General features: G+C 49.7%; 16 protein-coding genes and 1 pseudogene. 5 read left to right on the top strand and 12 right to left on the bottom strand.

Annotation, left to right across the window (positions count from 1 at the left end):
* The first annotated feature begins 3 nt into the window (after positions 1–3).
* Positions 4–1,236 carry a hypothetical protein gene (locus tag H0247_RS14360; RefSeq protein ID WP_180743144.1) on the top strand — a complete coding sequence of 411 codons (1,233 nt, stop codon included), beginning with the start codon at positions 4–6 and terminating at the stop codon, positions 1,234–1,236.
* A gap of 208 nt (positions 1,237–1,444) precedes the next feature.
* Here the strand turns inward: H0247_RS14360 and H0247_RS14355 are convergent, their stop codons facing one another.
* Positions 1,445–1,729 (bottom strand): helix-turn-helix domain-containing protein, encoded by a 285-nt coding sequence (locus H0247_RS14355; protein ID WP_180743143.1) that lies wholly within the window; start codon positions 1,727–1,729, stop codon positions 1,445–1,447.
* Positions 1,719–2,039, bottom strand: a complete 321-nt coding sequence (locus H0247_RS14350) for a type II toxin-antitoxin system RelE/ParE family toxin (RefSeq protein ID WP_180743142.1) — start codon at positions 2,037–2,039, stop codon at positions 1,719–1,721. The genes H0247_RS14355 and H0247_RS14350 overlap by 11 nt, the downstream gene beginning before the upstream one ends.
* Before the next feature lie 201 nt (positions 2,040–2,240).
* Here H0247_RS14350 and H0247_RS14345 point away from each other — a divergent pair, with 201 nt between their 5' ends.
* Both H0247_RS14345 and H0247_RS14340 read left to right on the top strand, forming a co-directional pair.
* Entirely contained in the window at positions 2,241–2,669 is a 429-nt protein-coding gene (locus H0247_RS14345) for a GNAT family N-acetyltransferase (protein ID WP_180743141.1), read from the top strand.
* A gap of 90 nt (positions 2,670–2,759) precedes the next feature.
* Positions 2,760–3,881, top strand: coding sequence for a cupin domain-containing protein (locus tag H0247_RS14340; protein WP_180743140.1), 1,122 nt, complete (start codon positions 2,760–2,762; stop codon positions 3,879–3,881).
* Positions 3,882–4,058: 177 nt separating this feature from the next.
* Here H0247_RS14340 and aspA read toward each other — a convergent pair whose 3' ends face one another.
* The 6 genes from aspA to rtcR all read right to left on the bottom strand — a co-directional run bounded on the left by aspA (position 4,059) and on the right by rtcR (position 10,604).
* Positions 4,059–5,498: an aspartate ammonia-lyase gene (aspA, locus tag H0247_RS14335; RefSeq protein WP_012773111.1), complete on the bottom strand. Its 1,440-nt coding sequence runs from the start codon at positions 5,496–5,498 to the stop codon at positions 4,059–4,061.
* A gap of 252 nt (positions 5,499–5,750) precedes the next feature.
* A complete protein-coding gene (locus tag H0247_RS14330) occupies positions 5,751–6,746 on the bottom strand; it encodes a LysR family transcriptional regulator (RefSeq protein ID WP_180743139.1) in 996 nt (331 codons plus the stop codon).
* 648 nt (positions 6,747–7,394) lie between these two features.
* On the bottom strand, positions 7,395–7,730 hold the full coding sequence (locus H0247_RS14325; RefSeq protein WP_180743138.1) for a hypothetical protein: 336 nt from the start codon (positions 7,728–7,730) through the stop codon (positions 7,395–7,397).
* A gap of 506 nt (positions 7,731–8,236) precedes the next feature.
* Positions 8,237–8,581 (bottom strand): hypothetical protein, encoded by a 345-nt coding sequence (locus H0247_RS14320; RefSeq protein WP_104212625.1) that lies wholly within the window; start codon positions 8,579–8,581, stop codon positions 8,237–8,239.
* A gap of 13 nt (positions 8,582–8,594) precedes the next feature.
* On the bottom strand, positions 8,595–8,864 hold the full coding sequence (locus H0247_RS14315) for a hypothetical protein (protein ID WP_039462890.1): 270 nt from the start codon (positions 8,862–8,864) through the stop codon (positions 8,595–8,597).
* Between the two features lie 162 nt (positions 8,865–9,026).
* A complete protein-coding gene (rtcR, locus tag H0247_RS14310) occupies positions 9,027–10,604 on the bottom strand; it encodes an RNA repair transcriptional activator RtcR (RefSeq protein WP_180743137.1) in 1,578 nt (525 codons plus the stop codon).
* Positions 10,605–10,792: 188 nt separating this feature from the next.
* On the opposite strand from rtcR, the gene H0247_RS14305 reads away from it, so the two are divergent.
* Both H0247_RS14305 and H0247_RS14300 read left to right on the top strand, forming a co-directional pair.
* Complete coding sequence (locus H0247_RS14305; protein ID WP_370463340.1) at positions 10,793–12,028, top strand: RtcB family protein; 1,236 nt, start codon at positions 10,793–10,795, stop codon at positions 12,026–12,028.
* A gap of 4 nt (positions 12,029–12,032) precedes the next feature.
* Complete coding sequence (locus tag H0247_RS14300; RefSeq protein ID WP_370463339.1) at positions 12,033–12,824, top strand: nucleotidyltransferase domain-containing protein; 792 nt, start codon at positions 12,033–12,035, stop codon at positions 12,822–12,824.
* A gap of 305 nt (positions 12,825–13,129) precedes the next feature.
* On the opposite strand, the pseudogene H0247_RS14295 reads toward H0247_RS14300, so the two are convergent.
* The 4 genes and pseudogenes from H0247_RS14295 to H0247_RS14280 form a co-directional block, all read right to left on the bottom strand.
* Positions 13,130–13,412: pseudogene (locus H0247_RS14295) on the bottom strand (HNH endonuclease); the annotation flags it as partial.
* A 61-nt stretch (positions 13,413–13,473) separates the two neighbouring features.
* Positions 13,474–15,447, bottom strand: a complete 1,974-nt coding sequence (locus H0247_RS14290) for a methyl-accepting chemotaxis protein (RefSeq protein ID WP_180743136.1) — start codon at positions 15,445–15,447, stop codon at positions 13,474–13,476.
* A gap of 363 nt (positions 15,448–15,810) precedes the next feature.
* Positions 15,811–18,468 (bottom strand): fibronectin type III domain-containing protein, encoded by a 2,658-nt coding sequence (locus H0247_RS14285; RefSeq protein WP_255433980.1) that lies wholly within the window; start codon positions 18,466–18,468, stop codon positions 15,811–15,813.
* A 323-nt stretch (positions 18,469–18,791) separates the two neighbouring features.
* Complete coding sequence (locus tag H0247_RS14280; protein ID WP_180743135.1) at positions 18,792–20,369, bottom strand: methyl-accepting chemotaxis protein; 1,578 nt, start codon at positions 20,367–20,369, stop codon at positions 18,792–18,794.
* Positions 20,370–20,631: the final 262 nt, after the last annotated feature.

Genomic DNA, 20,631 nt, shown 5'->3' with positions numbered 1-20,631 from the left:
TATATGGAAGGAATCAAAGAGAGTGAATTAACCCATTTATTTAATAATGCTAAAAAATTTTTTCTTTATGCACTGAAAATTTCACCTATATGCATCCTACTCTCCATAATTGTTGTTTGGGGATATTTAGGGCATTTTTCACGTCTTGACCTATTGATTGGTACTATTGATAATAAAACAACACTTCTTTCAATATTTGGCTCATTTATATTTATTTCTGTATTAATGTCATTTGTATTTGTACTTCCAAGTTTTAATCTAATTATTTTTTCATCTTTTGTTAATGAAAGTTATATTGCTAATACAAAAAAGATGCCATATATTACTTTGATAATGATAATATCTATGTTGATTTCTATTTTAATATTATCATCGGATGGTTTTTCTGAATTTTCTAAAAAGCATGTATACATAGAGAAAGTTTTCTTGTATATAGATGAACCATTTCGTTCTTTACTCATATCTTTTATTGTTTCTACAATCTTTACTGTGTTTCCGTTTAAAGTAAAAAATACTCATGCCTATCGAGATAGCGGATTCAAAAAATTTATTAAAATAGCTGGCTCTATTATCGCCACCTTGTTTATATGCTTTTTAGCCTCAATATCAATAAGTTTGTCTATTTCTTTGCTCTTGATGAATATGGATGGACATACTTTTTATGGGTTTGTTTATGCTTTCTTTTTTCTATCTTTTTACTCATTGTTATCATTATTTCCAGCGATGATATTTTATTCAAGAAATTTTTATTTTAATAATAATGGGGTTTTTAATTTTGAAGTAGCAAAAGAGACGATTTTTTCTGTGTTAGCTTCATTATTTTTGGTTTTTTTCTTTTGGCCTAATGGTTTTTTATTTATTAGCTCGAATACATTAAGTACAATCGGTGTGTTAGATAAAAGAACTCATTATTACCATGTTACATCTGATAAATACTATAAAGAATTATTTCCTAATTCAATATGGGATACGAAATACTTAAAAGATAGAAGTGATTTCTTCATTAAGGCTGTTAATATGTTCTCGCTTGATGGAAAAAATCTAATTTGCCCTGAGTATGTAGAGAATCTTAGAAGAAAAACATTGATTTCAAGTTTCGATCATTTTCCTCCAAAGCAAGATAAAAACCTCACTGAAAATTTTAAATCTATGGCAAAAGGTTGTGTAGTTCTTAGTAGTGACGAATTTAAACAGTGGGATACAATTATTAATGCGGAAGGGAAATTTAAAATTTGAGGACATACTATCCACCGCGCCAGCCCCTTTTTTGGGAGGGGCTGGCGCTCATTGTTCTTATGTAGATGATTTCCCAGTTACTCATACTACCCAAGTATCATTTTGCCAGATCGTTTTCCACCGTATAGAAGTAGCAAGTCGGAAACAGTTGCACCGACACTAGCCGACAAGACAGTGCAAAATCTGGCTTATGAATACCGTGCTAATCTTAACCCAGCGACAGCTTAAGCTGCATCCCACAAGCAGCGGCATACCGTTGTAAGGTTGAGATACTCGCACTGGAAACATTTCTCTCAAGGCGGCTCACCGCAGGTTGGCTTACACCCATGCGAGCGGCGATCTCTGTACTTGTCAGACCTGACTTGGACTTCATTTCGATCAGAACAGCGCGAAGCGCTTCTTCTTGAGTTTCGTCCTCATACGCTTTTTTAACTTCAGGATTAGAAAGCGATTTTGCTTTAACTTCAGAGAAGTTGATACCTTTAACTGCCATCTTTCAATTCCTCCCATCTTGACTTTGCCAGCGCTATTTCAGCTTTCGGGGTCTTAGGGGGTTTCTTTACGAATGTCCTTAAAATATAGATCTTACGGCCTTTTGCGTAAGCAAAAAACGTTCTGCTGATGTCTTTTCTACCAACCCGTAGCTCAAACAATCCACCTTCAATGATGTCCGTGTCTGGATATCTTAGCTCTGGCCCTTTAGCTTCAAGCTTTTCAAGTCCTTTAAGCGCTTTTGCTTGCATGACCGGTTCGAGGTCATAAATTTCGCTTGCAGCTTCGGGGTGAAAAATCAATTCATACATGTCAATCCCCTTATTAATGGGGGATATAACTCATAAGCTATAATAACTCAAATGTTATATTTAGCGTGTATCGGCAGAGTAAAACATTAGCAAGCCATCCCCACTTGCTCAGGGATCACGGCTTCCCCCACCTTATTCCGTTGCGAGAGCGGCGTGATCTGTTACCCTTCACTTTTTAATAAACGTGAGCAGGGAGGACGAGTGGAATTAATTGTGACGCACGATATTACCGAGAGCGATCGGGAGGAACTTTTTGCAGGCCTGAGAAGCTACAACCATCGGTTTATTAATCCTGCCTCCTTTGGGCAAATCGGGATTTTTCACCGAAATAGTGCTGGGACCATGCTTGGCGGGCTGATCGCAACCCGTAAAGGATTATGGCTGTGTATTGACTATTTGTGGGTTGGTGAGGAATCCAGAGGCTTGAAACTCGGTAGCGCTTTGGTGAAAGAAGCGGAACAGGAGGCGATACGTCTTGGGTGCCGTCATGCGCTTGTGGATACGTTTAGTTTTCAGGCACTTCCCTTCTATGAAAAGCAAGGCTATCAACGGCAAATGTCTTTACCCGATTTCCCTGAGGAAGGCATGCTAAGGCACTATCTAATAAAGAAAAATATGCAGGCCGTATGATAGTTATCCGCCCATTGACCCATGACAAAGTAGATAAGGTGTGGCCTTCTTTATAATCAGGCCCGTTTCTCTTCTCATTGGTGTGGACGCATGGCTTACCAACTTAATCTTAACTGGCCAGAATTCTTAGAGAAATACTGGCAAAAACAACCTGTTGTATTGAAGAATGCTTTCCCTAATTTTGTCGATCCCATTACGCCGGACGAGCTGGCGGGTCTGGCGATGGAGGCGGAGGTCGATAGTCGTCTGGTCAGCCATAAAAATGGTCAGTGGCAGGCCAGCAATGGGCCGTTTGAGCATTTTGATAATCTGGGTGAAACCGGCTGGTCGCTGCTAGCTCAGGCGGTGAATCACTGGCATGCGCCGTCTGCGGAACTCGTGCGTCCGTTCCGCGTGTTACCGGATTGGCGTTTGGACGATCTGATGATCTCTTTTTCCGTACCGGGCGGCGGCGTTGGCCCGCATATCGATCAGTACGATGTCTTCATCATTCAGGGAATGGGTAGCCGCCGCTGGCGCGTGGGGGACAAGCTGCCGATGCGCCAGTTCTGCCCGCACCCAGCGTTGCTGCATGTCGATCCTTTCCCGCCGATCATTGATGAAGATCTTGAACCGGGTGACATCCTCTATATTCCGCCAGGTTTCCCACACGACGGCTTTACTCACGAAACCGCACTCAACTATTCCGTGGGGTTCCGTGGGCCAAACGGCAGAGACTTAATCAGCAGCTTTGCTGACTACGTGCTGGAGAACGATCTCGGCGGTGAGCACTATAGCGACCCAGATTTGACCTGTCGCGAGCACCCAGGACGAGTTGAAGAGTATGAGTTTGATCGCCTGCGCGAGATGATGATCGAGGTGATTAATCAGCCGGAAGCGCTGAAGCAGTGGTTCGGTCGCTTTGTGACGACGCCGCGCCACGAGCTGGATATCGCTCCGGCAGAGCCGCCTTACGAGCAGGACGAAATTGTGGGGGCGCTGATGGACGGTGGTGTGTTGACGCGTCTGAGTGGGCTGCGCGTTCTTGAAGTCGGCGGTAGCTACTTCATCAACAGTGAACGGCTGGACACGGTCGATCCGAAAGCGGCGGATGCACTGTGTCGTTACACGGTTCTCGGTAAAAAAGAGCTGGGTGCGGCGCTGAAAAATCCGGCATTTGTGGCTGAATTAACTGGGTTGATTAATCAAGGATATTGGTTCTTCGACGAATAACAGGCTTCTCAGTTGCGGCCTCCGAGAGCATTCTTGCATGTTGTGGTTTGAGGCCGCGTCCTATCGTATGAAGGGCCTTCTATTGCTAGCAATGAGTGATTTATTGGATTAAGAAAAGGCCCGACGTTTCCCTCGGGCCTGTGTGACAACTAGCAACAATAATGACGGAAACGAAAATTAAACGGCTTCGTTTTCGTCGGTGTAGCGTTTGGCTTTGTAGGCTGGGTGCATCAGGTTCTGGATGGAGAAAATGTCGTCCAGCTGTTCTTCGGTCAGCAGACCACGTTCCAGCACCACTTCGCGTACGCTCTTACCGGTTTCGGCACAGATTTTCCCGACGATATCACCGTTGTGGTGACCAATGAACGGGTTCAGGTAGGTCACGATACCGATAGAGTTGAAGACGTAAGCTTCACACACATCTTTGTTCGCGGTGATGCCGTCAACGCATTTTTCCAGCAGGTTGTAGCAGGCGCTGGACAGAATCTGGATGGATTCGAACATCGCTTGTCCGATAACCGGTTCCATCACGTTCAGCTGTAGCTGACCGGCTTCTGCCGCCATGGTGACGCAGGTATCGTTGCCGATGACTTTGAAGCACACCTGGTTGACGACCTCTGGGACAACTGGGTTAACTTTGGCTGGCATGATGGACGAGCCGGCCTGCAATTCTGGCAGGTTGATTTCGTTCAGGCCAGTGCGCGGGCCGGAAGACAGCAGGCGCAGGTCGTTACAGATCTTCGACAGTTTTACCGCCACGCGTTTCAGGGCACTGTGCATCATCACATAAGCGCCGCAGTCGGACGTTGCTTCGATCAGGTCTTCAGCCGGTACGCAAGGCAGGCCGCTGACTTTTGCCAGATGTTGAACGGCCAGTTTCTGGTACTCATCCGGCGTGTTCAGACGTGTACCGATGGCGGTCGCGCCTAGGTTCACTTCCAGCAGCAGCTCGGCGGTGCGCAGCAGGTTACGGTTTTCTTCTTTCAGCAGTACGTTGAACGCGTGGAATTCCTGACCAAGGGTCATTGGCACCGCGTCCTGCAACTGGGTACGGCCCATTTTCAGGATGTTTTCGAACTCTTTTGCTTTGCGCTCAAAGCCATCGCTCAGTTGGGTAATCGCTTCAACCAGTTTCAGGATGGAGGTGTATACCGCGATGCGGAAGCCAGTTGGGTAAGCATCGTTGGTGGACTGGCATTTGTTCAGGTGGTCGTTCGGGTTCAGGTATTGATATTCACCTTTCTGGTGACCCATCAGTTCCAGACCGATATTCGCTAGCACTTCGTTGGTGTTCATGTTGACTGACGTGCCCGCGCCGCCCTGATAGACATCGACAGGGAACTGATCCAGACATTTACCGTTATTCAACACTTCATCACAGGCTTGCAGAATCGTGTCGGCGATTTTACGTGGGATGGTCTGCAGTTCTTTATTCGCCAGCGCGGCGGCTTTTTTTACCATCACCATAGCGCGGACAAATTCTGGAATATCGCTGATGGTGCTATTGCTGATATAAAAGTTCTCAATCGCACGCAGCGTATGGATACCATAATAGGCATCAGCAGGGACTTCACGGGTACCTAACAGGTCTTCTTCAATACGGATATTCGTTGACATGGATCTTCTTCCTTTTTTCTTGTTCGATGTACATAGCATCGTTTTCAATATTAAGACTATGATTTTTTAGGGTTTGTCTTTCCTGCTTTTTGGTTTTCAGGTAGCACGAACCCATCACGATTTGTATAAAATCATGACTAAAAAGCGTTCTCAGGGAGACGAACATTGAATTAGCATCGTTAAATAGCTAGTGGTGGATATATTCCTCCATTTATGTTTTGTCTCCCAATCGTGAATAGTTATACCTAACTGTTATTCCATATTATCCGGGTTGATCTCAACCAGCTTTTCTATTCCACGGTTCAGCGTTTTCAATTTCGGAATAAATACGGTTTTGATAATGTCATGTGTGACATCACACGCTTCTTCAAAGAACGCGCTGTATTCATCACGGTGCCCGACAATATACAGCGAGCGCTTGATATTCAGTTGTTCCGGCATATGCGTTAGCACTTCGCGGGAGTGCGCAACGGATTGCAGGAAACTCAGCGGGGTCGTTACCGCCCACCCGATGCCTGCCGCTACCATCGACGTTAAGGTATCCGCGTTATCAAATTCGAGCATGTTCGGTACGCGGACATCGATGCGGCGTAGATAACGCTCAATCTGCATCCCAATCTGCGAGTTCCGGTTAAAGCGCACCAGCGGCAGTGCGGCGGAAAGCTCGCGGATGTCCTCGACGGTTTTGATGCGTTTGCGGTAATCCGGCGGCGTGATAATGAAATAGCCTTCGGAAAACAGCTGATGACGCACCACACTATCGCTGTCGATCAATGGGTCGCTGGTGACGATCATATCCAGCTCGCGGCGCATTAGCGCTTCACCCTGCTGCGGACTGAGTCCGGTACGAATCAACAACTGCGACGAACTCTTCATCAAACTCTTGGTAAACACTGAACCGCAAGTGATCGCGAATGAATCTACCAGGCCGATACGCAAGTCGGGTTTAATCCCTTTTCCTGCTTCCAGCACCTGTGCCTTGAGGTTCGCAATCTCCTCCGTCAGGATTTCTCCTCGGTTTTTCAACGCAATGCCGTAGGGCGTCAGGACAAAGGGGCGACGAGCCCGGTTAACCAATTTGACGCCGAAATCTTCTTCCAATAAGCGGATCGTCTGCGAAATGGCAGAGGGCGTCAGGCCTAGCCGCGCGGCTGCTGCCGTCATGCTTCCTGCTTCCGCCATCGTCACAAAGACATAGACGGCGTACATATCGATCGATTTATTGGCGGACACTGTGCGTTTAACCATGTGAGTTTGCCTACGCTGCAAGGTGGATGTCGTCGAAATATGAAGCGTTAGTCTATCTCATCTCGCTGACTACGACCTCGCTAACTGATGTCAGAATAGTCGGCTAACTTCAGAAAAAATACAGGTTGCATCACTGATTAATTTTTTCTTATTTCTAGCTTTAGCGGATCTGAAGGTGAAGCGTTAAGAGTGCTTGAGCACTGCCTGTCAGAGTGATTCTGCTTTGCTGATGCTATTTCCTCCCCGTCTTCAGGGGCTGCCTCTTAGTTATATTTTTTATGCAAACTGAGGGATGGTTTCGTGCGCCATAACACCGATATTTTTATGCTATCTCGTAGCACGCGCCCGACTCGGGACGGCTCAAACGCCGCTCGCCCCGAGACCCCAGGCTTTTGGCGGAAATTATGCCGCTACGCGGTGCCATCGGTGTTCATGAGCACTAGTCGAGCCGCCAGTGACGCGTTCCCTACGCGGCACAGGCTTTCGCGGCATCCATGCCGCTCACTCGGTGCTCATGCCCACCGCTGCATAATTTTTTACGCCGGATAACGGAAAAATCTGCGATGAACCCCTGTATTTGTGGATAAACGACAGTTGAGAAGTAGAGGGTGAGGGGAATCATCCACCTGTTAGTTATAACGTATTGTTTTACTGTGTAGTGAGTAATGAATCACCCACTGATGTGGCTATGCGCACGTGGCGTTCAGCCTGTTCACACATTTCTAGCAGCGCCGGAATCAGGTGCGCCGTGGCGTTGAGACAGGCGCCGAGTTGACTGAGGCTTTCTTGCGGCAGTTCAACGTCATTTTGCAGCGTGTCGCCGAGGTAGTGTAGGCCGTGGCACAGGCCTTCAACCGATTCGGCGGCAATTGCGCCGAGGTCGCAGAGCTGAACGTCATCTAACTGCGCGAAAGGCAGGCTGGCGATCAGGTCGCGGAAAAGGGTAATGGTGCTGTCAGCGGGTGTGGCGTGAGTGTCCGTCATGATTAAATCTTCCATAGCTAGATAATTATTTCATCACGCCTTCAGGTTCCAAACTAAAGGTGTGACCCAGACAGGGTTGGAACACCGGATCTAGCGACCGGCCAACCTTGCGGTTGCCCTGCCTGAGCCACGGATTAGAGTGTGCACGTAGCCCCTGAAAAAACAAAGCGTTTTCAGTTCTAGATAGTCGGGGTTCCAAGCCCGACTGCGGATGTTGCCGCAGCACAGAGACTGTATTCCAACGACGGAAAACGTGGAATAGGGTGGATGGATTTACAGTAGCGTTACAGCGTGTTTTGGAATGGTGTTCGCAGAAATGGGCAGAAAGCCCGCTGCTGGCATATCGAGATACACGGGGCGACCACAGGGGTGAGGCCTCCCTGCGGGAACCTCCCCCTGTGTTTCCCCTAAAATGAGGCTTCTTGTAGACGCTGGTAAAATAAGCCTTAGTGGAAGAGTATTAAGCTTACTGAACGGAAGTGTCCTGTTTACTGATTCGGAATTAGTCAGCTCAACACATGATAGCGATAGAGCATTTTCTCAAGGTCCTGTTTCATGCTGACAAAAAGCAGGATCTCTATGACGCCATGCTCTTCATCAACATCATATAAACAGCGAAAGTCATCTTCTACTGAGAGACGCTCACGGAGCGCGATTCCCTTATCGGATAATATTGCATTATGCCTGTAGCGGGCAGGATCTTGAGAAATGGCCTGTATGGATGATAAGAATAGGGATTCAGACCATGTAGCGGCTTGTTTAATACCAATATAGTGAGATTTATAAGACTCAGCATCCTGCAAAGACCAGACAGCCGCAGGGGCGACTTTAATGGTGTACGAACTGGCCAAATTGGCTCCTTATTTACGTTCGCGCTTCACGTAATTTTTGTAGGGCTTCCTCGGCGGACATTCCCTGACCGTTTTTAATTTCTTTTTTGGCCGTCATCACCAGTTTCAAGAGTGCGTTAGATTGCCTTTCTCTTTCTCTTTCAAGCAGTTCTGCTTCCCGTTCTGCCGCTGTTTGCACAAAGAGTTCTGCGGAACCATTTTTCGTTACATAAACGCCCCCTTGGAACAGTTCAGGGTTGCCAAGGCCTTCACGGGCCGACTTCTGAGACATTGTGGTTTTCATATCATCTGCCTTAATTAAAACAATCGCTTATGTTGAATATGGCTATAAGCGGTAGACTTCTGCTATGTGACGATAGCAAGTAATTTTCATCTTACTGTTGCCCTGAGAATAACAGAGTAGTGATATCGTAGCCTACACGTAAGGTATAAATTTATGATGAATTTATACCCGCCTCAACGCCTCCCAGTTCAGCCCAAAACGTGCCAGATATTTACGCAGCCGGTCGGCGTCGTTGGGCTTTTGTTTTTGCTGGCGTGAGACGGCGAACAGGCGGCGGCCAGCTTCGGAGAGCGAATTGGCGGTACGGCAGACGTCGAGTACGGTTTCAAGTTGGCGCTGTTCGAAGAGGTCGATGTTGGCGAGTTCTGGCGGTAGCGCGGTTGTAGGGGCATCGCTTTGCCAGTTGGCTCGCAGGCGCTCAATTTCCTCTTCTACCAGTGCGGCGGTGATGCGTCCTTGCTCTGCCAGCGTCGCCATACGGGCGATGGACGAACCCAGCTCGCGGAAGTTGCCGCGCCACGCGGCCTGTGGTGAGCAGGCGAAGGCGAGGTAGCGCTGTCGCGCGTCTTTATCGAAGCGGATCTGCGTTTGGTGATCGCGTGTGAAGCGGTGGAGTTCGTAGTCAATGTTCGGTTCGATATCTTCCCGACGCTCCGCCAGCCCCGGCAGAGGAAACGTCCACATGTTGATACGGGCGTAGAGATCTTCACGGAATTTGCCCTGAGCGATCCACTCGCGCAGGTTGCGGTGCGTGCCAGCAATCAGTTGGAAATCGCTGCTGACTTCTTTATCCGAACCAAACGGTAAAAAGCGTTTTTCTTCAATAGCTTTAAGCAGCATGGCCTGTTCATCCAGCCCCAGTTCGGCGATTTCATCCAAAAACAGCATGCCGCCGTCTGCTTCACGTAACAGCCCGGTTCTTGCCTGTAACGCACCGGTAAATGCGCCCTTTACGTGGCCGAATAATGTCGACATCGCATTGTCGCCGCGCAGCGTGGCGCAGTTAACTGCAACAAACCGCCCGCTAACCAGATGGCGTGACTGACGTAGCTGGTAAATACGCTGTGCCAGAAAGGATTTCCCCGCACCAGTCGGGCCGGTCAGGAGCATCGGTGCCGTTGAGCGTAGCGCGACACGTTCAATCTGGTCGATCAGTGTGTTGAATGTCGTGTTACGTGTCTCGATACCGGATTTCAGGAACGAGACGGAGCGCGCTTGCTCATGCTGGAAGCGGCTGGTGAGGGTTGCGTAGCGACTGAGATCCAGATCGATAACGGAGTAGATGCCCTGCGGTGCCGGACGATCCGCTTTCTCCCCCGGTGCGGTTTGCAGCAGCTTGGCGGGCAGATAGCGGGCTTCGGTCAGCAGGAACCAGCAAATCTGCACGACGTGGGTGCCGGTGGTGATGTGAACGAAATACTCCTCGTTCTCGGTATCGAACGGGTAGCGGCTCGCAAAGTCCAGAAAGGCGCTGTAGACCTCTTCCAGATTCCACGGGTCGCGCAACTCAACGGCCTGAAGCGTAACCTGAGTCGCGGGTGACACCACGGCGATATCCTCCGCCACCTGCTGTGCCATCCCCTCGTTGCGTGCCTGGTGCAGCAGTTCCAGACGATCGACGGGGAAATCTGGCTGCTGGCATAAGCCGATAGTTGGCCGCCATTTTGTCCAGCGATTCTCCCGTTTCCCTCGTTTGTCCAGCGTGGTGCCCAGCACACCAATGACGATGCGACGCTTCATGCTATACCTTGTTATAAATTATTATCCTATAGGATAAATTTACTGTTTATTTTTCTTCGTTGCCACTTTCTATGTGATTTTTTATTCTTTTATTATCAATGCATTATATTTTTGTTTTGTGTTTTTAATAAATCTGGCACGCCTTTGGCAATATCTATAGTGAACAACGACAAACAAAGAGAATGAAAATGGAAGAGATGAAAACGCAGGATTACGACATGATGTCGCCAGTGAATAGCGCGCCAGTAAAAATGTGGACGCAGGGCGTGCCTGTGGAACCGGAAGCTCGCGACCAACTGCTGAACACGGCCAAAATGCCGTTCATTTTTAAACATCTGGCGGTGATGCCGGATGTGCATCTGGGAAAAGGATCGACGATTGGTAGCGTAATCCCCACGCGTGGCGCGATTATCCCGGCGGCGGTCGGTGTGGATATCGGCTGCGGGATGATTGCGGTGCGTACGTCACTGGTTGCCAGCGACCTGCCGGATAACCTGATGGGGCTACGTAGCGCGATTGAACAGGCGGTGCCGCACGGACGTAGCGTGACGCGTTCCAAACGTGATGTCGGTTCCTGGCAGAACCCGCCGCAGACGGTGGATGCGCACTGGTCGCTGCTGGAACCGCGTTTTAAACGTTTGACGGATAAATATCCGCAGTTGCTGAAAACCAACAACTATCAGCATTTAGGAACGTTAGGAACGGGTAACCACTTTATTGAAATCTGTCTGGATGAAGTGGATCGCGTCTGGGTGATGTTGCACAGCGGGTCGCGTGGCGTAGGGAATGCGATTGGGTCGCTGTTCATCAAGCTGGCACAGGACGATATGCAGCAGCACATTGCGAACCTGCCGGACCGTAATCTGGCGTATTTCGAGGAAGGAAGCCTGCACTTTGACGATTACATCGAAGCGGTGGAGTGGGCACAGGATTTTGCCCGTCATAACCGTGAAGTGATGATGTCGCATACGTTGGCGGCGCTGTCTCGTATTGTGACGAAGCCGTTTACCACCCAGCAGGAAGGCGTGAACTGCCACCATAACTACGTGCAGCGCGAAACGCACTTTGGTGAATCGGTGCTGATCACCCGTAAAGGGGCGGTGTCGGCGCAGAAAGGCCAAATGGGGATTATTCCGGGGTCGATGGGCGCAAAGAGCTTCATCGTGCGCGGATTGGGGAACGAAGAGAGCTTCTGTTCCTGTAGCCACGGTGCGGGGAGAACGATGAGCCGTACTGCGGCGAAAAAACGCTTCACCGTGGAAGACCAGATTCGCGCGACGGCACACGTCGAGTGCAGAAAAGACAGCGACGTTATCGATGAAATCCCGATGGCGTACAAAGATATCGATAAGGTGATGGCGGCACAGTCATCGCTGGTGGAAATTGTACATACGCTGCGTCAGGTGGTGTGTGTGAAAGGATAAAATCATGATGGAAAAGGATTATCGCGTCGATGCTGCCATGCGGACGCGGATAAAATTAGTCTTACAGGATGTGGAAGATCGTTATCAGGTGAAGGTGCTGTATGCCTGTGAGTCGGGGAGCCGTGGCTGGGGATTTGCTTCACCAGATAGCGACTACGACGTGCGCTTTCTCTACGTGCATCGGCCGGAGTGGTATCTACGTGTCGAAGCACAACGTGACGTAATAGAGCTGCCTATCGACGATGAGCTGGACGTCTGTGGTTGGGAGTGGCGCAAAGCACTCGGCCTGCTCAAGCGGGCCAACCCGACGCTGATCGAATGGCTGGATTCACCCGTTGTCTATCAAGAAGATCGGGATGCTACATCCGCACTGCGGGCGACGGTGCCGACGTGGTTCTCGCCATCCAAGGCTCGCTGGCACTATCTGTCGATGGCGCGTAAAAACTTTCTCGGCTATCTGCAAGATGAGACGGTACGCCTTAAAAAATATTTCTATGTGCTACGCCCGCTGCTGGCTGTGCGCTGGATAGAAGCAGGTAAAGGCATGCCGCCGATGCGTTTTTCGCAGTTGCTTGCAGGGACGGTAGACGATCCGCGCTTGTTGGCTGAAATCCATCAATTGCTGGAAATAAAGCAACGGTCGGGTGAGGCGGAATACGGCCCACGTCGCGAGGTTATCCACGCGTTCATCACGCAGATGCTGAGTGATGCCGATAGTGCAGCAATGTTGCCGGACAGTAAGACTGCTGATGATTCGATGCTGGATGCACTGCTGTATCGGACGGTGATGGCGTAAGGCGTAGGTAGGGTAGCGAAAAGAAGAGGGCAAGAGATATGGTGTTACATGATTTACTGCCGCGGCGTGCAGTGGAAATGGCAGAAGACAAGCACCAGTATCAGCGCAATACGGATGATGCATGGATTGACGTTTAGATTCAGGAAACGTTCTCTCGTTATGATGCGGGTGAAGGTGAGTTCGTCAGTAATGAGGACGCGAGCAAGAGAATGGATGCATTGAAAGCGCAGATGATTCAGGATGTGCAGTGAGGTGAGGGGGAAAGGCGAAAACATTCCCCCTTCATTGTTATCTACCCTGCCCCAAAAAATATGCTCACGATGGTACGTCATCTGTGCCAGATCGGGTGGGTAGGCGTCTGGCAGATGGATTTGTTTGCCTTCATACTGGGCAAAGTTAACATCGCTGGTGGTGCTTTTCAGCTTTTTGATGCGTGGAGAAAGCAGCATTTCCAGCGAATCATTGAAGCTGATGAGTCCCCATATCAAAGGCTTTGCCATGCTGGTTGGGCAAGCAAAGACCGTTGCTAGGGGTGAGGCGATGTTCTGCCTCTGTTTTCCACGGGCGAATGTGGCTGGCGGCCAGCAGCGCGTTTCACCTGCGCGAGGCATTCACCGCCGTGATAGCCATGAATTTCGCTCTCGTTGGCCTACCTTGATAACCGCGCTTGCGGTAAAGGTCGCTGTAACGTTTGTTGTAACGTCTGCTGTGGTGGGTTGTCATCAACCTTGAAACGGCTGACTAGCGATTCCATTTCAATCGCCTGCTCATCCAGCATTTGGCTTGCAACGGAGGCCTGAGAAACCAGTGTCGCATTCTGCTGCGTGACCATCTCCAGTTGGCTGAGTGCTTCGTTAATTTGCGCGATACCCAGTGACTGTTCATCGGCGGCGACCGCGATTTCATTCACCAGATCGCGAACTTTACGCGTGCCAGAGACGATATCGCTAATCCCACTGTTCGATTGGTTCACCAGCTTCGTGCCTTCGCTGACGCTGGCAATACTGTCGGCGATGAGCGCGCGGATTTTACCCGCTTCATCAGCACTACGTTGTGATAACTGACGAACTTCCGCCGCAACGACTGAGAACCCACGACCATGTTGGCCCGCGCGCGCGGCTTCAACCGCTGCGTTCAGCGCCAGCAGGTTGGTCTGAAAAGCAATGGCATCAATAGCTGTCACCACCGCGTTTACGCGCTGGCTGGCGTCCTGAATTTTTTCCATCGCGCTGCTGGCAGATTCGGTAATAGCGCCGACGCGTTGCGCCTGATCGTCTACTTCTGTCGTCAACTGACGCGCCTGTCCGGCAAAGTCAGCGGTTTGTTTTACCGTGACGGTAATCTCTTCCATGCTGCTGGCGGTTTGCACCAGCGAAGCGGACTGTTCTTCGGTACGCTGCGCCAGATCCTGATTGCCGTTAGCGATCTCGCTACTGGCACGTCCGATAGTCTGAGAGCTGTGTTTAATACTCACTACCATATCAGCGATATTTTCCAACGAGGCGTTATATGCCTGATTCAGTTGTGAAAGTTCGTCGGTGCCCAGTACGTGCAGGCGGCGTGTAAGATCTCCGCCCATTTCGCGAATGGTAGTCAGGGTTTGCTGCAGTTGTTCGTTGATGCTGCGCATAACCATGGAAGCAAGACCGAGCGCCATGAGCAGAGAAATGAGTGCGCCAGCCAGATAGCTAATCCAGGACTGACGGGCCTCGGCGGCTAAGGTATTCACCTGTGTTGCCAGATCGTTGGCGACGAGCTGTTCAACTTTTTTCAACTCATCGATTTTCGCCGTTTGCTGGTTAAACCACTGGCTGGCATCAATGCCAAAGTTACCGCTAGGAGAAGCGATGGCCTTATTGCGCATCTGAAGCGCGTTTTGTGCGGATGGATTGCTGAGTGCTTGCTCAAAAGCCCTACGTAGGTCGGCATTCGCGAACATGTAGTAGGCCGTGGTATAGGCATCTCCTCGGCCGACCATCTGGTTCAGCCGCTCGAGCATACCGGCGGCAAAGTTGTTAGCGGAAAAGGTGTTAGAAAGCACGGCGCGTTCGAGCCCCGCCTGCTCTTTAACATTCAGCAGGTTGTAATAGGCTGCCAGTCGCTGAACAATGCCGCCGTCGCTGACTAGATGGGTCATATCACCGACAATGTTTAGCAAATAGCCGATGGATTCGGAATAGTAGCCGAGCGCTTGAGTGACAGAGATCGACATGCTGTCGATATTGCGACGAAACTCGCCAAGCTGCTGCACTTTTTGCGCAATTTTACCAACTTCTCCACTTACATCGTTACCGAGTTCGCTATTGCTGAGATTCGTGGCCGTTTGTTGAAATTGCTGTTGTGCCCGATCGGTGTCCTGACGTTGTGTGGTGAGCTCTGAACCAAATTTTTTCCCTTGACTACCAAAATAGCCTGCACTCAAACCTCGTTCACGCTGTAATTGGTGGACAAATTCCCCCGCATCGCGCGCCAGCGTAATCAGTTTTGCCATCCTGACCATTTCATTTTCCGCATCGCGGCGTTCCATCACGCCAGAAAAACTGAACCACAGTAGAGCCAAGATGGTTGGAATAAGGGCAAGAATGAATTTACTACGGATCGAGATGTGATGAAGGAATTTCATAGGTGTGCTCCATAACCAGCAAGTCGTCCTTTCCTGACATGCGCAGTTTGCAAAAGTTAACAGGGTTAATTTAGTTTCGGCGATATGAAGCAATGATTTAGCCTTTATAAGATATAGCCTATAAAAAGCGATATCTGCACTGATTGCGCTTATTTCATAAGACGATTTCACTGTCAGGTCCTAAATTATCTTTTGATTTCACTTTTTAATAACCAAATGTAGGCATTTGCGTTACAGGTGCGGTGCGTGGTGATGGAAAGGTGTTGTTGAAGTTTGAATACGAGTGGGGTAACGGATAAACGAAAGGCTCATGTGGCGTAGCCCCAATGGATTAGGGCTACGTGCAGGTGGATAGCGGTGTTATCAGGGGTGGGTAACCATTGAAGGGATACTTTCCCCATTGCTGTTGGTGGCTACGATCCGGTAATAGTAACGACCAGTTGCTCCGCCAGAGCGGTCGCTATAGCTGTTGTCCGTGACAGTGGCGATGGCTTGGTACGTCCCGTTTTCGCTGGTGGATCGCATCACTTTATAGTTCTGGCTGCCTGATGATGGTGTCCAAAATAATGCATTTACACCGTTGGTATTCTGTGACCCCAGATGCAGTGGCGTGCTGGGTACGGCCTTGGCATCACGGGTATCATTCAAGTAGAGCACAACGGTAGAGCGTGGATCGACGGTCACGTTACCGGACAGCGTTCGCTGTGATACCAGATCTTCCGCACCCTTAAAGCCGACTGGTGTTTTCAGGGCGTAGCGGTTGTCGGCGCTGGCATTAATACCAATGAGATAGTGGCCGAAACGTGCGGCATAGAAATCGGCCTTGCCTCGGAAAGGTTCATCATTAGATGCCTCTTCAGGTTTCATGCCAAGTGGCAGGATTTCCCCAGCATAGGCGTTAGTCGGCGGATTGGGGGGCGTATAGGGTGTTTTCTCCGGCATATCGATGCGGTTAGGACGCGTATAGCTTATCGCTGAACGAAAAATAGGGGTGGTTTCCAGTACACCATATTGATCATAACCCGATGTACTGAAGTGGAAACGCGCCAATCCATTGATGCCGGTTCCTGCTTTGGCTTGCCAATATGTCGTCAGCCACAGTCGCTCATTACCTTTTTTGACGGCTACGATGGCGTTCTCTTCGTCCGCCCAGGCGAAATCCGGCTGTCCTTCGCTCATTGGCAGACGTGTACCGCTGTCGCTTGCGGTTTTGATCGTCTGATAATCGGCAAAAACATCCAGCGCTTCAAAAGCAGAATCTGCACCGTTCAGATTGGTAAAGAATTGATTGTCTTCCAGCATCTGTTTAGCATAACCAATCAGAGTTGCATCTTTGCTGGCGGCAGCGACGCGCAACGCTTTAGCGCGTTCATTGGTGTTGAGTGTATCAACGTAAGCGAGATAGCCCGCGAAATTACCGTCACTCTCGTGTGCGCCACGCCAAGCTAGCAGGCCGATGGCTTCCATCGCACGGTAATTGGCACCGTTACTCATTTCAATCGCTGGGCGACGGAAAGGCGCACGAGCGTTGGCCATTTTGATCATCTGCTTGCGAAAATCTTCGTTACCTGTCACTCGATAATACTCTGCAAGGTACGATTGAACTTCACCATAGCCCGCTCCGAGATAGCCCCATTCGCGTGTCTGGCCTTTGTTGGTTACCTGATAATAATGACTGCCATACGGTTTTTGTCCGCCTTCTTCCGGTCCGTTAAGATCATTCCCCATCCAAGGCAACATGCCTGCGGCTTCTTTGATATAACGCTGTGCAATGTTCTCTGTAAAGGCACGTGAATCGCCTAATGTCAGCATCCCTTTATTCGCGAAATAAATATTGGTGCTAGCGATCAGTGATTGGTTCGTCAAGGTTCTGCGGTCTTTTTGGCGACCAAACTCACGGCTGGCGAACAGCATGTCAGCCCAGGCGAGACGGCGCGATTTATTACCCACGCTGCCGTAGTTGACGGAGGCATTAAGCTGCGCAGATGTGAAGGCATCTTTAAGGTAATAGATCGCCTGCCCTACATCGCCGTAATGGCCGCCCCAGCTTTTTGTCGCCAGGCTGGGATCGGCATAATACGCCGTAGCGTAGGCATCGAGTGTTGCAGTGACTTTGTCTACGATAGCCACATCCTTGTAGCCAGACAACTCGGGAACGGACCAGGCGCGCGCCAGATAGCGTAAATCTCCCCCAGATAGTGCATCGGTAGTGGCTGATTTATTGAGAAGCGCCTTAATCCGGTTATTCACCGCAGTACGAAACTGACCGTTTGTGCCGAGAATGTCATCGCCTGGTGAAGGGCGTGTCGTTACGGTTGGCTCACTGCCCTGTTTTTCTCCCGCGACGTTAAGAAAGGGGTCGACATGCGTGTAGGCGCGATAAATACCTCGGCTTGGCTGGTTCATCGCATACTGATAAGGACTGGTAGATTCAGGCCCGCCGGAACCGAAGGGATAAAGCCGTCCAGTGGAGACGATTTTCAGCGTGACGGACGTGCTGCCTCTGGTCATAGCATAAGGCAGTAGCGTCGTAGAGTAGAAAAAACGCCCCGGTAGCGGCTTATGCCAGTGAGCGACGCTGAGCGGGGCATAGTCGCCTTCATGGCGATAGCCTATTTGATATTCGACACCGTCTTTGATCATATAAAGGTAGAGACGGCCCGTGTTTATATTGCCGTCGTCTTCCCCCCACAGTTTGACAGAAACATAATTGCGACGCAGTGGATCGACCTGCATGGTAAATGTCAGACTGCCGCCATAAATACTCGTTTGCTGAAAAGGGAGTAATTTACGGGCTGATTCGCCCAATGCACCTGAGAAGGTTTGGCTGTTTTCTCCATTGAGGCCGTGACCGCTTTCCGACGCCGTATCACCAAAGGTAATGCTATCAACGAGGCCTGTCGCCTCTACACTCGCTGCTGAAGCTGAGCTTGCTATGGCGCTCATTACGTTGAAAGTGGCCGCGGAGGCCAAAGCCAGAGTGAGTAATAAGGCTTTCCTTAGTCGTGCAGGTATCATCATTTAACTCCTTTTACCGATTTTCTATTGTCCGTAGTGTGAAATATCAAATGATCGTGGCAAATGTGATGCCTCTCTATCCTGCCTGATTGTGTGCGGAATCAAACGATGGTTTTGGTATGTAATATGCCTTTATTATCCGATTTTTTTGGGCACACACGGCGGGTGACAGTTCTGGTTGCCTCAATCAAACGTCAACGTTGGTTCATGAGACCGACTAAGGGACGACGAATAATGATATTGCGTTGTTCTTCGGTGCGACGTGTGAAAAGGCAGGCGCTGAAAGCCTATGTGCCCCGCCGGGTAGCCAGCGGGGCAGAGGGGAATTAATGAATTCTCAGCATGTGGTCCTGATTGACTTTGAAGAAACGAACCGCATCGCGCAGTTGCTCCCCCTGTTCCGTCATCGCATGGGCTGCCGTGGCGGATTCTTCAACCAGCGCAGCGTTCTGCTGGGTAACCCGATCCATTTGTTCTACTGCCACGCTAATCTCTTTGATGCCGATGTGCTGCTCGTTAGAAGCTTGAGAAATTTCCGCCACGATATCGGTGACCTTTTTCACCGACTGCACAATCTCCGACATCGCCTGGCTGGCTTTGTCTGCTCGCGCAGAGCCATCGGTAATTTTCTCGACGGTGCCTTCGATCAGCGTTTTGATCTCTTTGGCGGCGTTGGCGCTCTTCTGTGCCAACGTCCGAACTTCTCCTGCAACGACGGCAAAACCTTTTCCTTCGCTACCCGCTCTGGCGGCTTCTACTGCGGCGTTCAGTGCAAGGATGTTGGTCTGGAAAGCGATCCCTTCGATCACGGCGATAATATCGACGATCTTCTGTGAACTGTCGGAGATCTCATGCATGCGCTTGAGCATGTCGTCCACGATAAGCCCGCCCTGAGAAGCCGTTTCCGAGGTTTGCTGTGCCAGTTGGCTAGCTTCCTTGGCGTTATCCGCATTCTGGCGCACGGTGTGTGTCAACTGCTGCATATTGGCCGATGCCTGAATCAGCGAGGCTGCCTGCTCTTCGGTACGCTGCGACAGGTCGCTGTTGCCCTGAGCAATCTCGCTGGATGCCAGCGAGATGGATTCACTACCGTTCATGATGGTATGTACGATGTTCATCAACTGCTGGTTCATGTAGTTGATGGAAGCCAGTAGGCTGCTGTTGTCCCCTTGGCGCAGTTTGATTTCCGTTGCGAGATTACCGGAGGCAATCTCGGTCATGATTTCCTGTGCGTAATGCGGGTCGCCGCCGAGCTGGCGTGAGATATTGCGTGAGATAAGGGTGGCTATAACGGTGGTCGTCAGCAGAGCGAGCAGTAGCAATCCCCAAACATAGAACTGCGATGTCCGATAAGTCGAATCGGCGCTGGCGACGATACCTTTTGCCGTCGCCACTTCCATATCCACCAGCTTGGCCAGATCTTTCATTAACTGGCTACGATACTTAGCGGAGCTTGCGCCGCTGATTTTGCTCGCTTCAGCCAGATCGCCCCGGTTCACGGTATCAATCAGCGTGGCGTTGACCGAGTTAAAGCCGGAGAAATTATCGCCGATGATTTTAATCAGCGCTTTTTTATCCTCGCTATTGGCAACGCTTTGGTAATTTTTAAACGCAGCAAGGAAAGTATCGGCGTTTTGCAGTAATTCTTTGCGGTGGCCTTCACGCTCTTCGGGCGTTTTGGAGTCGATATACTGTATTTGCTGTAATCGCGTTTCAGACAACGCGCCACGCATTTCCAGACTATATCGCACACCGGGTAGGCTGCTGCTGCTTAATTCATCAATACGGCTATTATTAACGCTAAGCTGGAGTAGTGAAACCACCCCTAATAGCAACATCATGGCGATCAGGACGGAAAATCCGAGTAATAGTTTGGAAAATACTGTGAGTTGAGAAAATTTCATCGCTATTCTTATTGATTATTAGAGAGAAGGTAACAGTGATAACGGCAAATAAAATAAGATCTTTATAATGCGTAATTAGATAAAGAGGGTGCAGGATGTAAACGGTATTTAATAATAACAAACTTGATTTTTCCGACACTAAATTTCGTTTATTTTTGTTTTTTCATTCATTTATTTTTTATGTGAAGGATGCTTGTTAAACATTGTTTTAATAAATGTTTTTATTTCTAGCGTGAGAGTTGGACTATTCACAAATAGGGGG

Source organism: Pectobacterium sp. CFBP8739 (assembly GCF_013449375.1).
In the GTDB taxonomy this organism is placed as follows: domain Bacteria; phylum Pseudomonadota; class Gammaproteobacteria; order Enterobacterales; family Enterobacteriaceae; genus Pectobacterium.
This window is presented reverse-complemented; position numbering and strand designations above follow the sequence as displayed.

Coding starts and splice junctions, on each gene's coding strand:
- H0247_RS14360 (WP_180743144.1), top strand. CDS start 4: ATGGAAGGAATCAAAGAGAGTGAATTAACCCATTTATTTAATAATGCT.
- H0247_RS14355 (WP_180743143.1), bottom strand. CDS start 1,729: ATGGCAGTTAAAGGTATCAACTTCTCTGAAGTTAAAGCAAAATCGCTT.
- H0247_RS14350 (WP_180743142.1), bottom strand. CDS start 2,039: ATGTATGAATTGATTTTTCACCCCGAAGCTGCAAGCGAAATTTATGAC.
- H0247_RS14340 (WP_180743140.1), top strand. CDS start 2,760: ATGGCTTACCAACTTAATCTTAACTGGCCAGAATTCTTAGAGAAATAC.
- aspA (WP_012773111.1), bottom strand. CDS start 5,498: ATGTCAACGAATATCCGTATTGAAGAAGACCTGTTAGGTACCCGTGAA.
- H0247_RS14330 (WP_180743139.1), bottom strand. CDS start 6,746: ATGGTTAAACGCACAGTGTCCGCCAATAAATCGATCGATATGTACGCC.
- H0247_RS14325 (WP_180743138.1), bottom strand. CDS start 7,730: ATGACGGACACTCACGCCACACCCGCTGACAGCACCATTACCCTTTTC.
- H0247_RS14315 (WP_039462890.1), bottom strand. CDS start 8,864: ATGAAAACCACAATGTCTCAGAAGTCGGCCCGTGAAGGCCTTGGCAAC.
- rtcR (WP_180743137.1), bottom strand. CDS start 10,604: ATGAAGCGTCGCATCGTCATTGGTGTGCTGGGCACCACGCTGGACAAA.
- H0247_RS14305 (WP_370463340.1), top strand. CDS start 10,793: ATGGAAGAGATGAAAACGCAGGATTACGACATGATGTCGCCAGTGAAT.
- H0247_RS14300 (WP_370463339.1), top strand. CDS start 12,033: ATGATGGAAAAGGATTATCGCGTCGATGCTGCCATGCGGACGCGGATA.
- H0247_RS14290 (WP_180743136.1), bottom strand. CDS start 15,447: ATGAAATTCCTTCATCACATCTCGATCCGTAGTAAATTCATTCTTGCC.
- H0247_RS14285 (WP_255433980.1), bottom strand. CDS start 18,468: ATGATGATACCTGCACGACTAAGGAAAGCCTTATTACTCACTCTGGCT.
- H0247_RS14280 (WP_180743135.1), bottom strand. CDS start 20,369: ATGAAATTTTCTCAACTCACAGTATTTTCCAAACTATTACTCGGATTT.